Origin of the sequence: Niabella agricola (assembly GCF_021538615.1) — a bacterium.
GTDB lineage: Bacteria > Bacteroidota > Bacteroidia > Chitinophagales > Chitinophagaceae > Niabella > Niabella agricola.
Genome location: NZ_JAJHIZ010000003.1, coordinates 518670 through 536936 on the forward strand (window position 1 = coordinate 518670; position 18267 = coordinate 536936).

Genomic DNA, 18267 nt, shown 5'->3' on the forward strand with positions numbered 1-18267 from the left:
CCGTGTTCTCTTCTGGCAAATCTTTAGCAAATTACTGATTTTATATTTATCAAAGGCCGAAGAAGCGGCTTATGCGTCCGATGATGGGAATTGCAATTCATCAGGGGATAATATCCGGCTGTTACAGAGAAATGCCCGACCTGTTAAAACACCTGATCCTTCCTGTATAAAAAGGCATTTATTAATCCGGATATAAAAGATATTTTGCCCGTATCGCTTTAAATTTCTGCAGCCCGGGTTCCCAGCTTTTTCGAATATCTGCTTCCGATACACCTGCTATGATCTGCTTTCGTAACTGGTTGGTACCAATGCGCAGATCAAAGGCGGATATATCCTGATTCGCTCTTCCGGGAGTGAAGAAACGGGCTTTATCCGGGTAGGCATTGTATAATTCAATGACCCATGCTAAATTAATCTGCCGACTTTGCCGAAGCTTGTTTATATCATAATTGCGCAGGTCCAGCCCATAACAAACGGTGTCCTTGTGATTGGGTCGCTCACTCATCCCGGAATACTTACCGGCTTGTACGAAAATGAATATTTGTCTTTCAACGCGGGTGCGCCCAATATGGTAAACGGCATATACGTTCCCCGGCCTTCATTAATAACTGTTCCTTCAAACATGCATAGGCTGGGAAAAAGCATTACAGCCTGCTGCGTATTTAAATTGGGCGAAGGATGTACGGGGAGTACGTACGGCATGGTATGATTGTAATGGGCAACTTTTATAATTTTTATTTTGCAGGGCTTTTTAAGATATCCTTCGCCGTTCAGATATTGCGCAAATTCTCCGATTGTCATACCATGGGTCATCGGTGTGTAGTGGATTCCAATGGCCGATTTAAATCGGTCTTCCGTCATCACCGGGCCGTCTACTACATATCCGTTAGGATTTGGCCGGTCAAGGATGAGCAGTTCTTTACCGTTTTCGGCACAGGCCTCCATCACATATTCAAGTGTATTGATATTTGTATAATAGCGGCAGCCCACGTCCTGAATATCAAAGACCATAAGGTCGATATCAGCCAGTTGTTCTTTAGTTGGCTTCTCGTTTCTGCCATATAATGAAATGATTGGAATGCCCGTTTTAGCATCCTTTTCATCGCTCACCACCGCTCCATTGCTGGCATTACCTCTAAAGCCATGTTCGGGGCCAAACACTTTTACAATTTTAATTCCAAGGCTTAATAAACTGTCTACACTGCTTGTTTTACCGATTATGGAACTTTGATTTGCCACCAGGCCAATCCGTTTTCCTTTTAGATAAGGCACATATTTTCCCGTTTGATCGGCACCTGTAATAATTCCTGGCTTTTCCGGCACACCGGGAACCGTCGACGCGTAAGAGGTACACTCTATGTGGCTCATTGCCAGAAGCGCTAAAAAAAGCATCGAAGTAAATTGCATCATTTTAAAAAGGATTGTAAATGCTACATTGACTTGTAAAAACATTATTTAAACAGGTCCAACCTATACGCAACAACAAGTATTGGCCAGGATCGCCATCGCGTAATGTGACCGTTATAAATGTAACCAAATATTTCTTATAAGGAATAAAATCGCTGTTTTAATGCTATAAACGGCCTCCGGAAATGCCAAAACACTTTTATCGATTTCGCAACCAATCTTCGATCTGATCCGCTTTTGATTCGAAAGAAATTGCAAACCGGATATGTCGCTTACCGGTTTCCAATAAACAAAAAGCGGCCGTGCAAAAAACGACCGCTTCTTATTTTGTAGATCCTGGTTACCGTCAGGATCCGCTCATTACTTTTTTCAGCAGGGCCAGCGTTGCACGGATACCATCATACTCGCTGAGCTCGTTCCCTTCATATTCAATACCCACAATACCCGAGAATCCGGATGTTTTCATGATATCAAAGATCCGCTTATAGTCGGTTTCTATACAGTTGCCATTGGCATCAAAATCGTAGGATTTGGCGCTTACTCCTTTGGCAAAAGGCAACAGTTCCTTTACACCCAGGTAGCGGTCATACTCTTCCACGCATTTCCAGTTCTCGCCGCGTTTCAGGCAGAAATTTCCAAAATCAGGAAGCGTGCCCACTGTTTTCTTACCAATCGTTTTCATCACACCGCTCAGCCATTTTCCATCAGATGAGTACCCGCCATGGTTTTCCACAATCACGTTGATTTTTTCTTTCGCGGCATATTCTCCCAGGCGGCTCAGCCCATCCACCGCAGCTTTCGCCACTTCTTCGGCACTGCCATTACCGGCAGCATTTACCCGTATGGTTTTACATCCAAGGTATTTGGCGGCATGCACCCATTTGTAGTGGTTCTCTACTGCTTTTTTCCGCTCGGCATCGTTGGTATTGCCCAGTTCGCCTTCTCCATCGCACATGATGAGATGGTTGGTAACGCCGTTATCCTTACATACCGTAAGCAACTGGTTCAGGTAGGCCGTATCTTCTGCCTTATCCTTAAAAAACTGGTTCACATATTCAACAATCGAAATTCCGAATTCTTTCTTCGCAATCCGGGGAAAATCAAGGTTGGTGATCTGCTTTTTCTGCAGCGCGCGGTGCAGCGACCATTCCGCCAGCGAGATGGGATAGGTTTTCGGTTTTCCTGTTCCGGCAATCAGTGAAGGACCGGCTAAAACTCCGGCAGCCAGGACAGATGTTCTTTTCAAAAATTCTTTCCGGTTGATATGCATGCTGAAAATTTAAATTTGAATCAATTGAAATAAAAAGCCGCAGATTCGCTGATTGCGCCACAGCACAATTGGTATCAGCGGATCTGCGGCAATTAAGGTATAAACAGCGACGCCACCTGATGTGCCCTGTTATATGGATTTTTACAGCGCCCAGGCTTTGTCTCCTTTTTTATAAGGATAGGCCCCGTCAAATTTTCCCGGGGTTTCTACATAACGCAGGGCCTGTGTGGCTCCGGGTTTAGAAGTAAAGTACCCCCACAGCGTCAACTGCTTGATCATGGAAAAATAATGCGGCGGATAGCTTTGCTTCAGCTTTACTGCACCAAAATTCTTTTTGGCTTCCTCTGCTTTTACCCATTCATCCTGTTTGGCATCGAAGGCTTCTTTTTCTTTTTTGTAAGCATCCGTTTTTACAAATGCCTTCGCCTCTTTGTCCAGTTCCGTCAGGAATGCGGTTTTTTCGGTTGCAGACAGTTCGTTAAATCCTTTTTTGTATTTTGCTTCGCAGGCTTCCTGCAATTTGCCAATGCCCTCATGGAAGGCTTTTTGTTCGTTTTCGCGGTAACAATCGGTTACGATGGTTTTCATAAAATTACCGATCTGCGCCGCTTTTGCGCCGGGAGAATCCGGTGTGGTGGGAATGATGGTTTCTCCTATTTCATCCAACAGCGCAACGATCTCAGGTGAAAAAGACCCGGCTTTAACGGCCGTATTTTTACAACCCGACAAAAAAACTTCAGCACCAATAACGGTACCTCCTAACAAAATACCAACACGTGATAAAGCTTCTCTTCTGTTCATTTATCTGTAGTTTAAAAACCTGCAAGGTCTGTAACACCTTACAGGTTCTATGATTAAAGATTTTGTTTTTTCAATTCATTAACGGCATAGTCCACCGCCCGGGCAGTAAAGGCCATATAAGTTAAGGATGGGTTTACGCAATTTGCCGAAGTCATAAAGGAACCATCGGTTACAAATACGTTCGGCGCATCCCAAACCTGGTTCCATTTATTAACCACGGATGTTTTTGGATCTGCGCCCATACGTGCTGTGCCCATTTCATGAATTCCACGGCCGATTGTACCATCGCCATCCCTGCCCTTTACATCTTTAACACCGGCTTTTTCCAGCATTTCGATGGCATCGTTCTTCATATCAACGCGCATCTTCCGTTCGTTCTCCTTCCACTCGGCATCAATCGCCAGTACATTCAGGCCCCATTTATCCTTTTTGTTTTTATCCAGCGTTACCTGGTTTTCATGGTAGGGCAGGATCTCTCCGAAACCGCCGATATTCATGGTCCAGGATCCCGGCTCTGTTAAGGACTCTTTCAGGGCTACGCCAATGGTTTGCTCTTCTGCAGAGGCGTTGCCACGGCCGCGGCCGCCGCCGCCCTGGTAGCCGAAACCACGCAGGTAATCGCGCTTGTCGCCATTCATATTCCGGAACCGCGGTATATAGATACCATTGGCCCGGCGTCCAAATGTGTACTTATCTTCAAACCCTTCCACCCGTCCGGCTGCACCCACGCCCAGGTGATGATCCATCAGGTTATGGCCCAGCTCGCCACTGGAACTGCCCAGCCCGCCCGGCCAGATATCCGTGGCCGAGTTCATCAGGATCCAGGTACTGTTCAATGTAGATGCATTTAAGAAAATAATCTTTGCATTGTATACATAGGTCTTATTGGTTTCAGCATCCAGCACTTCCACCCCGGTTGCCTTCTTTTTATCTTTATCATACAGAATCTTTGTAACGATACTCCAGGGTCTCAATGTAAGGTTACCGGTTTTCATGGCTGCCGGCAAGGTAGATGATTGTGTGCTGAAATAGCCTCCAAACGGACAACCCAGCCAGCATTTATTCCGGTACTGGCAATTGGTACGGCCTGGTAACGGCTGGGTGATATTGGCCACCCGCCCGATAATCATATGCCGCGATCCTTTATAAATATCCTTGATGCGGGCAGCGATATCCTTTTCTACAATCGTCATGTCCATCGGCGGCAGAAACTGTCCGTCGGGCAAATGCGGAATACCATCCCGGTTCCCGCTGATCCCCGCAAATTTCTCCACGTAATCATACCAGGGGGCTATGTCTTTATAACGCACCGGCCAGTCAACGGCAACGCCTTCTTTAGCATTGGCTTCAAAATCCAGGTCGGCCCAGCGATAACTCTGGCGCCCCCATAACAGCGAACGACCGCCTACATGGTACCCGCGGAACCAATCAAAACGCTTTATTTCGGTATAAGGCGATTCCTTTTCATCCACCCACCAATCGAGGTTGGTTTCATTGAGCGGATAGTCGCGGTTCAGCACCGGGTGATCTTTGATCATTTCCTGCGTTTTGCTTCCCCGGTGCGGAAGCTCCCATGGGGCCTTACCGGCATTGACATAGTCTTTTACATGCTCGATGTTTTTACCACGTTCCAGCATGATGACCTTCAATCCTTTTTCTGTAAGTTCTTTTGCAGCCCATCCGCCGGAAACCCCGCTGCCGATGACGATCGCGTCGTAAGTATTATTTTCTGCCATTAAACTGTTTTTAAAAAAATCTAAAAATCGTTAGTGAAAAAATAAACAATCATTTAATAGCTATAAAAGTATTGCTTTAAATTTAAATTACCTGTTATTTTTTTTACAATTACACAAACGGTATTGTGTGTTTAATACATATCTGATTTTGTTTCTTTTTTTTAGATTTTTTTCAATAAAAAGCAGGCGTATGAACCCGCCCTGTATGGCACCGCAGCCATGAGCACCCTCCTTTAAAATTTTGGAGTTTTTCCAACAAAACAATTTCTAAAGGGTGATTGTCCATATTTAAAAATCGTCTTAGCCGGCAATCCCGGTATCTTTTATGAGCGTCTGGTTCGGGCAATATCCGTTTGGGCGTTTTATATCGATTGCCGGCGGTGTCACTGTCAACCGGGTCTTGATGTCCGGCCGGGCGGCGTGGACCGGCCGTCTGTTTTATACGCGGTTTATCCATCCGGATTCCATTCGCCATTTGCCGGATGCGGCCCTGTTACCCGTACGTGGACCAAATCAGGATGAACCCGACTGAAAATCAGCGGAAAAGTTACCCGCCCGCAGATCCGCCAAAATGTGAATCTTTTTTCTGTGAACAAAAAAAAATTCACAGAAAAAAGGTTCACAATTTTTTTTACAACTACCAGAAGCGCTGCCAGAGAGTGATTTATCCGGAATGATTTATCTTTGTATCATGAGTTTAGCCGGTACCAATCCGTTTACAAAAACAGAGGTCGAAACCGATGTGCTCACGGCTGAGGCCAGCTCCTGGCAACTGATCGTGTGGAACGATGATGTAAACACATTCGAATGGGTAATTGAAACCCTGATGGAGGTTTGCGGGCATAGTTATGAGCAGGCCGAACAATGTTCCTACCTTATTCATTTCAAAGGTAAATACGCTGTTAAAGAAGGACAGTACGAAGATCTTGAACCGATGTGCAACGCCATCCTCGACCGGGGGATTTCCGCTACGATCGAAGAACTGGTTTCCTAATCAACACCTCCTATTTCTGTTTCATGGCTATTTTTGCGTTGTCAGACGAACTGTATTTTCCGCCGGTACACCTGGCTGAAAAGGACGGATTACTGGCGATGGGCGGCGACCTTAGCTCCGAACGGTTACTGCTGGCCTATGCCAACGGCATTTTTCCCTGGTATGAAACGCCTCCCATTCTCTGGTGGTGCCCCGATCCGCGTTTTGTGTTGTTTCCCGATGAATTCAGGCGCAGTAAAACGGTACGGTCGCTGATCCATAAAAACGCATTTCAGTTTACAATAAACAAGGCATTTGAAGCCGTAATCCGTCACTGCCAGCAGGTAAAGCGCAGCAACCAGGAAGGCACCTGGATTACCGAAGAGGTGGTGGCTGCATACCATGCGCTGCATTTACAGGGATATGCGCATAGCGCCGAAGTATGGAAGGAAGGAGCATTGGTAGGCGGCCTCTATGGTATCCGGCTGGGCCGGGTATTTTTTGGAGAAAGCATGTTCAGTCTTGTCAGCAATGCCTCCCGCTATGCATTTACCCGATATGTAGCGCATCTGCAAGACGAACAGGTGGCACTGATCGACTGCCAGGTATATTCGGAATACCTCGAAAGCATGGGGGCCCGTATGATTGAAGGGGAAAAATTTGCTACACTCCTGAAACAATATATTCCTGCACGGTAATTCGAATTTGAAGATGTGGCAATGTGAGATTGGTATAGCCTATTTAAGGAACCTGTTTTTAGCTGTCAGTCGTCAATTGATCTGTTCGCGATGATCTGGCAATCAACAGTCAGCTATCAGAACAAAAGTCCATCAAGCCTACAAACGGATCTACCGGGAACCTTTCCCCTCCGGGGAATGTAAAATAAACAATAAGGAATATTAAATATAAAAGTAGCGATTCCGTTCCTGCTCCATAATCTCATCTCAGCAGAAGACCATCTGCAAATTGAGCGTTTCACATCAGGCAATAACCCAACCTGAAACCTTAAACATTAAACCTGGAATATGACTTTTAAAACCGGGTACCGATATAATGTGGCAACATTTCCCTCCAGGTAGGCCAGTCGTGCTTATAATTTTCGCCCCAGTTATCAAATTCATAGTAGATCCCTTTATCATAAAGGATCTTTGCAAATTCACCTCCGGCTCTGGGATCTTCATAAGCACCTGCTCCCGTCAGAATATGAATATGCGGGCTTTTCCGGATCTGTTCCAGTATTTCGTGATCCGTGAGGTTGGGCATATAATGCCAGGGACTGTTGTAATATACCGTATCATTGATAAACCCCTCGGAATAATAGGTAAGATCATATACGCCGCTCATTGCGATAACGCCTGCCAGCAAGTCCGGACGTTTTAGAAACAGGTTCATGCTGTGCAGGGCTCCAAAGGAAGCGCCGCTGATGAATACCGGCGTATCCGCACCCGATGCCATTTTTATATACGGGAGCACTTCATGGTATACATATGCATTCCACTGCTCGTGCCGTTGTGCTTTGTCCCAATTGTTCATGTTTTTGTTCAGCCAGCTTTCATTATTCACACTATCAATAGAGTATATCTTTAATTTACCCTCATTGATAAATGGTGCGAGGCTGTCGATCAGCTGAAAACGCTCATACTCCAGGTAATCTGCCCCGGCTGTAGGCACCAGCAGCAATACGGTGCCAAAATGACCATAAGAAACGACCGGCATCTCCTTTTGCAGGGATGGGCTGAACCAGGAATTGATTTGCTTATTCATAAACCAGATTTTAAATCTCTATACAAAATAAGCATTTTTTGTTATATAATGAGATTGCGCCGGGCTTTCAGTTGTTAGTATTCAGTTATCAGTCACAGTTTTCAGTTGTTCACCAAGCATAAAAGCGGATCCAACGTGAAACATTAAACCTGAAAAAGGCGCTTAGCCGGCTTCAACCGGAAACGCTGCATCCTAAACCAGCAATCATTTCACCCCTTTTGTAATTCCGTTCCACTGGTCTGTACGGAACGGTGAAGCCGGTAGCCCTGCCGCATTCACCAGATTGGCATCCGGGTTATCGGCCCAGGCATAACGCACTGCTACCGGTTGTTTCACCTCCGGAGCCTTTACCGTTATGGTGGATCCATTGATGGCGGCATCTGCCCAGTAAAATTTCTGGTCTGCTCCGGCAATAGCAAATCCCATGAGCTTACCCTGCCCCGCCTTCATTCCTGCAGCATGATCAAAGGTCAGCACGATCCTGTCGCCCGTTATCTTTTGTGTTTTGTAACGCGGTCCGGAGTATTCGATGTTCTTTTTATAATCCCTGTTCAGTGCGATCAATGCCAGCCGGCGTCCTACCTCCTGCTTATTTTTCGGATGAATATCCTTTGCATCACCGATATCAATAATGGTAGCCATACCCGTATTGGAAACCTGTGTGGTCATTAATTGCGCCTCCCGCAGCTCGGCCCATGCAGAAGCCCCCGGCTGATCTGCACGTTTCATAAAGTTGGCTAATTGTACAAAATAGAACGGGAAGTTGCCGGATGCAAATTTCGACCGCCAGTCTTTGATCATTGCCGGGAACAATGTCCGGTATTGATAGGCCCTTCCGGCATTCGATTCGCCCTGGTACCAGATAGCTCCTTTAATGGTATAATCAATGATCGGGTTGATCATTGCATTATAAAGCACGGTCGGCCGGTTGGGATTATTGGGATTTTGCGGCGCCGGAGGCAGGTCTTTCAATACATAAGGCACTTTATACAACCAGTTTCCGGGCAGTTCGATCCGCTGCCCTGCCCCATTCCGGATGAAAAGCTGTGCCGGGGTTCCATAAATACCACCGGCATTGCTGTTATCGGTTACCCGCACCGTAAGGTCGTTGGCTCCCTTCTTTATCAATCGCGCCGGTATGGTATATACCCGTTCCTTATTCCATCCGTTGGTGGCGCCGATCTGCTCACCGTTGAACCAGGTAATATCATCATCATCAACAGGCCCCAGATTCAGTGTCAGATCTTCTGCCGGCCAGTTTTCAGGAATGGACAAACGGCGTTTGAACCAGATCACGCCGTCAAATCCGGGCAACCCGTTCTCTTCCACGAGGCCCGGCACCGGCATCGTTTTCCAGTCTGCCGTATTCAGATCTGCTGCAGCCCAGATCGCTTTTCCGTTCGCCATTCCTTTGTCGGCAGCCAGCCGTTGCTGGTTCCAGTCGGCGAACACTTGTTCAAAGGTCTTTGGATCTACATTGGGTGTTGCTTTTATTTTCTGCGCCGCAGCGGCAAAATCCGGCAATTGCTGCAGGGTTTCATAGCTGGTCCAGGCCTCTGCAATTGTGCCACCCCAGGAACTGTGGATGAGCCCGATGGGGATCTTCGTTTTTTCATAAATCTCCCGGGCAAAAAAATAAGCCACAGAAGAAAACTCCGCCACGGTTGCGGGCGTGCACACATCCCATCCGCTATTGCGTACCGTTAACAATGTCTGAGGTTGGTTTGCGGTAACATGCGTGGCCTGCAATAACCGGATCGATGGATAACCGGCCCTGGCAATCTCTGCCTCGTAATTTAAAATTTTTCCCCAGCCGGCCAGCGGCATTTCCATATTCGACTGACCGGAACACAACCATACATCGCCGATCAGCACATTTTCCAATGTGACCGTATTGTCTTCCGTAATACGGATCGTATAAGGACCACCAAAAGAGGGTGTGTTCACCCGGATCTTCCAGTTGCCAGAAGCGTCGGCTTTCGCCTGATAGGTCCTTTTGTTCCATGAAGTTTGAACTGTTACTGTTTTACCGGCGCCCGCAGTGCCCCATATGGCCGGTGTTGCCTTTTGCTGCAATACCATATTATTGCTGATCACAGCCGGCAGGTTTATTTCGGCAAATACGGGTGTTGAAAAACCAATCCTCAGGGCAAGGCATAATAATGCTACAAAACGGCAAGATTTCATCTGTTTAATTTTTATTTTTAAATGACCGGCAGCAATCCGAAAAACATTACCACCACGGGGCGGCAGGAAACGCAATCACTTTTGAGGGCACTAAAATAAGCATATTCTGCGGACGGAACAAGCAGGGCTTTGTTTCATATAACCGCACAGGAAGTACAGACCGTTCTGATTGCCGAAAACTAAAAGCTGTTGGTCTGGCGCCCGGTCTAAACGCAAGGGATCCGCAACAAGGGATGACCGAATAATCCCCCAATCTTGAAACACCATCCCGAAGGAATGACCGCAACTGAACTGATAACTGATCGCCGAAAACTAAAAGCTGGTGCTCAATGCCCAGCCCGTTGTTTGTAATCCAAATCGGCTTTCCGCTGACGCCCGGCAATAATCGTCGCAAGTTTTTGATACAATGCCTGCATCCGGGGATCGCTGTGCCCAGCCAGCTTCATCATTCCGTCGCCCCCTTCATAATATGCCATCGCTACTTCATCAAGAACGCCTTTTTTTTGAAACCCGTCGATATACGCCAACAACCGTCGCTCAAAACCGGGTTGCGTCACGCGCATATCAAATTCCAGCTCCATCCCCATGCCGTGTTGCTTTGCAAAATCACAGGCTTCATCAATACGGCTATCTGCTATTTTTTCGTCAAAGAAATGATTGGGCTGCTGATAGGCTGCGTCAAAACCGGCCTCTTTCCAGGCACCATGACCTTCTGCTTTCCAGTAAGGAATCCAGTAAAATTTCATTTTTTTTGAACGGATGTATGCAGCAATACGGGGTATTAACGCTTTTCCACCCGTGCTCTGCTCTGCCACCCAGTAAAAGCCGGCAAGCTCCAGTTCCTTCAGGCCGGCCTTGTGCCAGCGCTCCAGCGCGTTATCAATATACCATTTACAAGCCTCGAAACGGTTTTCTTCATTATCGAAACTCAGCATTTTTCCATCCAATATCCCCCAGTCTTTTTGGTTATGGATCGGCTCCGGTAAGGTCAGCACCACTTTTCGTTTACGAACGGGCTTAACTCCTTTTTTTGCTAGGTCCGCCAGCACATCATTTAATGCATGAATGGCTTTCCCTTTTTCAAAGTTCCGGTCCAGCAGCCAGGACCATTCTTCCTTTCCGGCATGTTCTTTCTCATAACCGATGGAATAGTCCTTCCCTTTTCCATTCTTAAACTCAATGAAGAGAAACCCGTCAAATAAAAAATCAGTCTTCTTTCCTCGTTGCCGGTACACATAGGGTGCTATCTGCTCAGCCGTCCAGTCCGGGCGGTGAACACCTCCCTGATAAATGAGGGCCAGATCTGCAATGTAGTCTGTTTTTGGGGAAGCCAGGGGCAGGTATTGTTGCGCATTTGTACATTTCAGCAGCAGCATAAATACCAGGGCAAGCATTAATTTATTTGTCATTTGTGTCGCGGGTTACTATTATTTTTTAAAATTAAGCGTTCAGATAAAAACCGGAAAAATAAACTTTTATACATTATCGTAACAACAATACAATTTTTAATTTACCGGTGCAGCAATCAGCATTTCAGCCACAGTTCGAGCGCTTCCCGAAAACACCACCCGGTGGTTCATTAAGTGCAACTTATCACAAACACGCTTGCAACCGGCTCCATAAAGCATTTCTTTCCTTACCGGAAAACCGGATGGGAGACGTATGACTACTGTCTGATGCCCAGCTTTTTTCAAACGTAAAAAAATCAGGCGGCGATACCGGTTCCCCATTCATTTCTTTTATACAATAATCCATAAAAAGCTCCCATCTCCGGTAATAAAAGGACCTTAACAATCCACTCATCTCCCTGTTGGCATAATCATGCAGATCCGTTTCGGGGTCATTGCTTCCCCAATAGGTAATCAATGTTTTCGCATTCCATTCAAACAATGCTTTTTCTTTATGCGTGCGTCCCTGTTTACGCGCAGCATCCAGCCATTGATTCAAACTAAACGCTTTATGGAGGCTTAACAGCGAATCTTCCAGCAAAATCAAATGTAGAAACGCATCTGCATTTTTTTTGAACCGGTCAACATTTTTTTGCCGAAAGGATTGCTCCAGCGCGTTGTACAGCACATCCCCCTTATTTGAAATGACCTGTCTTGAAAAATCGACGGCATCAATCAGCCAGTTTTCGTTTGTAAAATAATTGGCTCCGATAGACAGGAATTGTTTTACCCCATCCCTGAACAAAGCCGTATCATAGTTCCGTTTGCGGCTTCCCCAGGAAAGACACGTGCCCGATACCCCAGGCCGGCCGGGCACAAAATATGGCTTCGGGCAAACCATCCTCCCGGTTGGGAAAACTTTGGTAAGCCGTTTTTTAGCAGTATCTGCCAGGCCTGCCGAAGCGTATCATTACTGAGCCCGTACCGGCTTTGTATATAATGGGGGATCCAATCCTTTACCTGCGCTTTTTGATCCAGCCACGCCAGGGAAAGCATCCAATCATACACAACCGGATTATTGTGGATGCCTTCCGGCATGACCCCGATACCCTTACAAAGAGACGCATACCGGCTGTTACGGATGCGGCTTATTTCATCAGAAAAATATTGTAGCTTGCCATATAAGCCGGATTTTTCACCAAAATTATTGACGGTATTCCATATAAACGGAGTTCCGTTAAACCCTTTCGTTTTTTCCCAGTCATTCGCTTTTTCGCCCCCCAGTTGCAATACCAGCACCGAAGATTTATCCAGGCCCTGTAATAATTCCGGCCGGGGATTTTCCTGCCAGCCCTGCAACAGCCAGCTACTGTTTGGATATGCTTGCTGCATGCAGGACTGAATGATGTGGCCTGCCTGTGCAAGGTCAACGCCCTGCGTGCTGCCTCCCTCGTGAAACGGATCTCCGCCAAAAAAGCGCAGCTTTGTTCCGTATAACTTCTTTATTTCCGTATAGTAGGCTTCTGCCATCTGCTTAAACAGCGGATCTTCCGGCAACAGAAAATCGGGGCGGTCAAAATTACCAGCCCATTTTCCCTGCTCCCGTATTGCTGCATCCGGAAAGTGTTTCTTTAAAGCACGGGGTACCATACCATAAAAACCCTGCAATACCGGTTCCATATCGAGTTCCCGCATCCGCACCAGTATTTGTTTTTGTAATGCGGTACGCTGGTCGATCATTGGTTGCGTTACGGGTCCACCCCAGCCTTCCAGGTTCCCCATCAGCCACCAGGCTGTAAACCCCGGGCCGGGAATAAACGCTTTTATTTCCGGGTCTGAGAAACCGAACTTTTTCAGTGTATGCTGCCACACCGCCTCTGTACCGGTTGTAGCCAGCATGAGGTTTACACCATTTAGCGCCATCCAATCCAGCTCCCGCTCCCAATCAGCCCAGGAATAAAAGCTCATGGTATAGTTGAGGGTGCAATAATTTAATGCGTACCGGTATTTAAATGGCGATGTGACCCTGACTTTATTTTCTATCACCGGCAGTGGGTACACCGGTGCCAGGTTTGTACCGGTATGTGACATCGACCGGCGGCAGTAATATTTCAAATACCAGTTCACCCCCATGGCTGCACTGTTTGCATTATTGGCCCGGATGACCACCCGGCCATTCTCTGATGAAAGCTCAAATACATCCTGTGTATGGGCTCCCGGCACCTTTTTTAATACCAAATGCCGGCTTAGCCAGGGAACCCTTCGCTGTGCCAGTTGTTCCACCGCTTCAAAATCATTAGCTGCAGCATTCAAAGAGAAAATAAAGACCACTAAAAAGAGAACATATCGTTGCACCATGTTATTGTTTGAAAAAGATAGTTCCAGGGAATTAAGGCACCCGTTTTCTGATCTCGCTTAATGGGCAATTAATTTGCTTGCCCACAGGCGCTCCGTTCCTATAGGTAATCACTCTTATTTCCGTAGCGCCTTTTGGAATGTTTAATGGTGTACCCTTGTACCTGGGCGAGAACTGATCCGGGTTGGTTCCGTTAAACTGATAATGGAGCTCAAGCCCGTCAATTTCTGTTTCCAGGTTTACCAACAGCGAGTCGTTGGCATCCTTTACACCGGTAATTACAGGATCATAGGCGCTCCGGGCGTATTTTACCTGTCCTGCATCCATATAGCGGAACCGCGCTTCCATGCGCCGTACAAAATCATTCCATACCAGCTGTTCCTGCGGCGACCAGAACGCTTCCGCAAGCGCCAGGGATCTTGGCCAGGTCATGTACTCCGCCTGACGGTAATCCGGCACTGACTCCGTCCACAGTACCCCTTCGCCTCCCAGCACCTGGTCGGGGTTCACCCCATTGGGCACAGGGTTCCAGCCATAGCTTCGCTTTAACCGGATTTGGCCATAGGTTGCCGGTTCAATTAAAGGATCACCCTGGCTTAAATCAAGATAGGTATATTCCCAGGGAATCATGATCACCGGGTGGCCTGCTTTGGCTGCAGCAATACAACCGTCAATACCCATCCTTGCCGAAATGATGACATTTGAAGGCAATGTACCCCCTTCCAATACTTCGTCCCAGCCCACCATTTTCTTTCCTTTGGAGGTAATTAACCGTTCCAGTTTCTTCATAAAGAAATGCTGCAGCTCATCCACATGTTTCAACCCGTTTGCCTTCATCAATGCCTGATCCTTCGGGCAGGCATTCCAGAAACTTTTATTGGCCTCATCGCCACCAATGTGAATATAAGGGCCGGGAAACAACCTGGCAACTTCCGTAAATACTTTATCCAGAATCAGCCAGGTGGAATCGTTATTTACACAAAGCACATTATCAATCTTACCATACATTGGGCTGCCAGGGTTTACCGGGTATTGTTGCTGTGTGCAGGATAAAGCGGGATATGATGCAATCATGGAAAGGCTATGCGCCGGAACATCAATTTCCGGAACAATGGTAATAAAGCGCTTGCGGGCATAGTCAATAATTTCCCGGATGTCTTTCTGTGAATAGAAGCCGCCATAAGTGGCTTTCTCCCCCGGTTGCGGTGGAGCAAACTCACCAAATCTTCCAGTACGTGGCACCGACCAGGCACCGGTGCCAGTGAGTTCCGGAAGTCCGTCAAGCTGAATGCGCCAGCCCTGATCATCGGTCAAATGCCAGTGAAATACATTGAATTTATATTTCACCATTTCATCAATATACTTTTTCACTTCTGCCTTGGTAAAAAAATGCCGGCTCACATCCAGCATGAGCCCCCGGTAATGGAAACGCGGGTAATCCAGGATTGCCACACAGGGCACCGGCCATCGCAGCTTCCGTACCACCCCCCTGCTTTCAATATCCGGAGGCATCAGTTGCAGCAGGGTTTGGATACCATAAAATAACCCCTCCGGTTCATTTGCTGTCAGCCGAATACGCTGGGGAGTAACAAGCAGCTTATAGCCGTTCTTAAGGATTTTTGAATCAGGCGTTCTATTCCGCTCCATCAGGATTACGTTCGATGTTTGTGCGCCCGCTTTTTTAACCGGGATCCCGTAGCCCGAAGGACCATTTAAAAACCCCGACAGCAGATCAGCGATACCCCTCAACGCTGTGTCATTAACGGTAATCACCGTAGCCGCATTTAAGTAGAAGGTGCCGGCACCAGCCGCTACAGACACCGGCTGTGGTATAATATGAATAAGTGAGTCGTTGTTCGCAAAGCCATTGATACCAAAAATGACCAATGCTACTCCTATAATTATTTTTTTCATCATTAAGTATAAAAAAAATAAACGCGACCGGTAAATTCAAATAAACAATACCGTGCGTTTTATTTTTGTTATTGAAACGTTATATCCTTTTCTTTTCTCCTGGCTAAAATATCGCCCAATGTATTAAAAGCCCTTTGCACCGCAGTATCTTTATTCAGCGACATACGCAGCCAGGCACCGCCGCCTTCATAGTAAGCAACCGGCTTTGTGTCAAAAATGCCCTGTTTGGCATACTCGTTCAGGTAATCATAAAACTTCCCCATATAGCCTTTATCGGTTGCTAACCGGTCATCAAATTCCATCTCCAGCGCCATCTGATGTTGCTGAGCGAAACTTATTCCACCGGTAAGAATGGTGTAAGGGCTTTTCAGATCAAAAAAATAATTGGGTTGCTGATGGGCAATATCCAAGCCCAGTGCGCGCCAGTCTCGTGCACGGCCCGCTCCGTAATAAGGGATCCAGTAAAAATCCTTTTTTTTATCGCGTACATACGTACTGGTCGCCTTCATCACATCGGCGTCGCTGGCATAATCTACTGATTCGCTTAGCCAGTAGAAGCCGGCAAAATCCAGGTATTTATAGTTTTTTGTATTCCATATTTGCAGTACCTGGTCCATATACCATTTAGAGGCCGCAATGCGGTCATCGTTATTTTTAAAATCAAGTTTTTTTCCTTTTAGGATCCCCCAGGCTGTGTCTCCGTAAACGGGGTTGGGAATGCTGATGATCACTTTTCGTTTATAGGGAGCCCGGTATCCCTGTTTGGCCAGGCCATCCATAACCTCCTCCAATGCATCCGGCCCTTTGCCATCCGCGAACGTCCGGTCAAGCAGCCATTGCCATTGCATTTTACCCGCTGCAGGCGCTACCCCAAAATCATAAAATTTTCCGTCAATCCGGGCTGTGATTTCCAGGAAAAGAAAACCGTCAAACTGCCATTGCAGCTTTCCATTCTGCATCCGGTACACGTAGGGTTTTAGCTGGTCCTTGTTCCATTCCGGCCGGTCGCCGTTTCCATGATATATCAACGCAAGGTCCACCGGGAAGCGCGGGCCTGGTTTTACAGGCATTTCAGGTGGATCGGGCACCACCTCACCGGGCGTGTTGGCCTTACGGGAACAGGCTACCGCAACCACCAGGCCTCCAATAAATAAGCAACATAAAATAAACGTTCTTTTAAGCATATCGTTTGTTTTAATTAAATGGATTATCCTTTTCTTTTACTGAACGGGATATCCCCAAAATGTGATTTCGGAAAAAGACAGATTGGAATTGGAACCCGTCCAATTTTGAAGACATTTTATCCGGATATATTTTACGGCCGGCAACCCGGAAGAAAAGTTTGCCTGGTCCCCGTTTATCCAGGCATTTTTATCTTCAGCAGAGAACTGTCCATTGGGCAGCCCGCTGGGTTTGGTTTGTGTGTAGGCGATCAGCTTTGTCCAGCCCGTCCAGTCTCCGTTGGCGGACGGCTGAGTAGTCCCCCATATTTCATACCTGCGCATATCCCGGTCTTCATAAGCATAATAATGGTTTAACCGGAAGCGGCTCAACTGAGTCACTTTCCCCAGGTCAAATGTAATCCAGGATGCAGGTGCACTTTGAGGATTATTGGTTGTTACATTTAAATAGTTGCCGTAAGGATTATCAAAATCAGTAGACCATGTATCATCCCACCCATACTTCATCGCAATGTTCCACTGAGGATCGCTGGTATAGCAGGGTGCATCACCGGGAAGCACGAGTTCCCTGAATTTCGACTTATCAAGCTGTTGTTCGCATGCCTGGGTCATCAATGGCGCATAAAACGTATCAATGGCCAGCGTATCCGGCTTAAACAGGGTCTGATACTGAAACCGGCTGTCAAATTTATAGTCGGCTAATCTCGTTTCATTTTCAGCATTCCGGATGATTTTCACAACCGTATTATTGTTTTTATCCATATAGGTCAACCGAACGCCCACAACCGATTCTTCCGCCGGCCCCCAATTGATCACCGCGGTATTATCACTAGCCAATACTGCCGAAATCATTCCCCTGTTTATCAGGGAGCTTTTATACGCATCACCAAAAGAGGCACCGGTTACATAAGCCGGAACAGATTTCAGGCCATCTTTATTATACGTATAAATCTCAAAGCTATAAATACCTTCGGCAAGGTTAATCATCTGATTGATCGAATCTACGCCCGGGTTCCGGTGTATGGGAACCGATAGCGAATCGGCGCGGCTGTTCCAATAAATAACGGCACGCACAATATTGGGGTCTGCCTGCAATAGCCAGGACAACTGTAACCGGCCGTCTCCGGGATGCACTTTTAGTGAATCTGCTTTTCCTGCATAACTGAAATTTTTGTGGTCCAGGAATTTTTTATAATCGTCCATTTTTTTGCAGCCCTCCAGCAGCCAGGCAGTTATTGCCAAAACAGCCAGCAGTACCAGGTAATTTTTCTTTCTCATATTTAAAATCGT

The 18267-nt window shown here is 46.8% G+C and carries 15 protein-coding genes; 2 read left to right on the forward strand and 13 right to left on the reverse strand.

The window, feature by feature from the left end; genetic code table 11:
- Positions 1–181: 181 nt before the first annotated feature.
- The 5 genes from LL912_RS25905 to LL912_RS07690 all read right to left on the reverse strand — a co-directional run bounded on the left by LL912_RS25905 (position 182) and on the right by LL912_RS07690 (position 5214).
- The gene (locus LL912_RS25905) at positions 182–505 is read right to left on the reverse strand and encodes a DUF1343 domain-containing protein (RefSeq protein ID WP_255785612.1); all 324 of its coding nucleotides are present in this window, start codon (positions 503–505) and stop codon (positions 182–184) included.
- Positions 502–1410: an exo-beta-N-acetylmuramidase NamZ family protein gene (locus LL912_RS07675; RefSeq protein WP_255785613.1), complete on the reverse strand. Its 909-nt coding sequence runs from the start codon at positions 1408–1410 to the stop codon at positions 502–504. The genes LL912_RS25905 and LL912_RS07675 overlap by 4 nt, the downstream gene beginning before the upstream one ends.
- Before the next feature lie 343 nt (positions 1411–1753).
- Positions 1754–2677 carry a sugar phosphate isomerase/epimerase family protein gene (locus LL912_RS07680; RefSeq protein ID WP_235552995.1) on the reverse strand — a complete coding sequence of 308 codons (924 nt, stop codon included), beginning with the start codon at positions 2675–2677 and terminating at the stop codon, positions 1754–1756.
- A 141-nt stretch (positions 2678–2818) separates the two neighbouring features.
- Positions 2819–3478 carry a gluconate 2-dehydrogenase subunit 3 family protein gene (locus LL912_RS07685; protein ID WP_235552996.1) on the reverse strand — a complete coding sequence of 220 codons (660 nt, stop codon included), beginning with the start codon at positions 3476–3478 and terminating at the stop codon, positions 2819–2821.
- A gap of 53 nt (positions 3479–3531) precedes the next feature.
- Positions 3532–5214, reverse strand: a complete 1683-nt coding sequence (locus LL912_RS07690; protein WP_235552997.1) for a GMC oxidoreductase — start codon at positions 5212–5214, stop codon at positions 3532–3534.
- Between the two features lie 691 nt (positions 5215–5905).
- Between LL912_RS07690 and LL912_RS07695 the strand changes: the two genes are divergently transcribed.
- Both LL912_RS07695 and aat read left to right on the forward strand, forming a co-directional pair.
- On the forward strand, positions 5906–6208 hold the full coding sequence (locus LL912_RS07695) for an ATP-dependent Clp protease adaptor ClpS (protein WP_235552998.1): 303 nt from the start codon (positions 5906–5908) through the stop codon (positions 6206–6208).
- 23 nt (positions 6209–6231) lie between these two features.
- The gene (gene aat / locus LL912_RS07700) at positions 6232–6885 is read left to right on the forward strand and encodes a leucyl/phenylalanyl-tRNA--protein transferase (RefSeq protein WP_235552999.1); all 654 of its coding nucleotides are present in this window, start codon (positions 6232–6234) and stop codon (positions 6883–6885) included.
- Positions 6886–7219: 334 nt separating this feature from the next.
- On the opposite strand, the gene LL912_RS07705 is transcribed toward aat, so the two are convergent.
- The 8 genes from LL912_RS07705 to LL912_RS07740 form a co-directional block, all read right to left on the reverse strand.
- Positions 7220–7951, reverse strand: coding sequence for an esterase family protein (locus tag LL912_RS07705; protein WP_235553000.1), 732 nt, complete (start codon positions 7949–7951; stop codon positions 7220–7222).
- A 204-nt stretch (positions 7952–8155) separates the two neighbouring features.
- A complete protein-coding gene (locus tag LL912_RS07710; protein ID WP_235553001.1) occupies positions 8156–10138 on the reverse strand; it encodes a sialate O-acetylesterase in 1983 nt (660 codons plus the stop codon).
- Positions 10139–10464: 326 nt separating this feature from the next.
- Positions 10465–11547 (reverse strand): DUF4855 domain-containing protein, encoded by a 1083-nt coding sequence (locus tag LL912_RS07715; protein WP_235553002.1) that lies wholly within the window; start codon positions 11545–11547, stop codon positions 10465–10467.
- A gap of 184 nt (positions 11548–11731) precedes the next feature.
- Positions 11732–12427: an alpha-N-acetylglucosaminidase C-terminal domain-containing protein gene (locus LL912_RS07720; protein ID WP_235553003.1), complete on the reverse strand. Its 696-nt coding sequence runs from the start codon at positions 12425–12427 to the stop codon at positions 11732–11734.
- On the reverse strand, positions 12313–13884 hold the full coding sequence (locus LL912_RS07725; RefSeq protein WP_235553004.1) for an alpha-N-acetylglucosaminidase: 1572 nt from the start codon (positions 13882–13884) through the stop codon (positions 12313–12315). The genes LL912_RS07720 and LL912_RS07725 overlap by 115 nt, the downstream gene beginning before the upstream one ends.
- Before the next feature lie 31 nt (positions 13885–13915).
- On the reverse strand, positions 13916–15799 hold the full coding sequence (locus LL912_RS07730) for a beta-N-acetylhexosaminidase (RefSeq protein WP_235553005.1): 1884 nt from the start codon (positions 15797–15799) through the stop codon (positions 13916–13918).
- Between the two features lie 65 nt (positions 15800–15864).
- Positions 15865–16980, reverse strand: coding sequence for a DUF4855 domain-containing protein (locus LL912_RS07735; protein WP_235553006.1), 1116 nt, complete (start codon positions 16978–16980; stop codon positions 15865–15867).
- Positions 16981–17016: 36 nt separating this feature from the next.
- Positions 17017–18255, reverse strand: coding sequence for a DUF4998 domain-containing protein (locus LL912_RS07740; RefSeq protein ID WP_235553007.1), 1239 nt, complete (start codon positions 18253–18255; stop codon positions 17017–17019).
- Between the last annotated feature and the right edge of the window lie 12 nt (positions 18256–18267).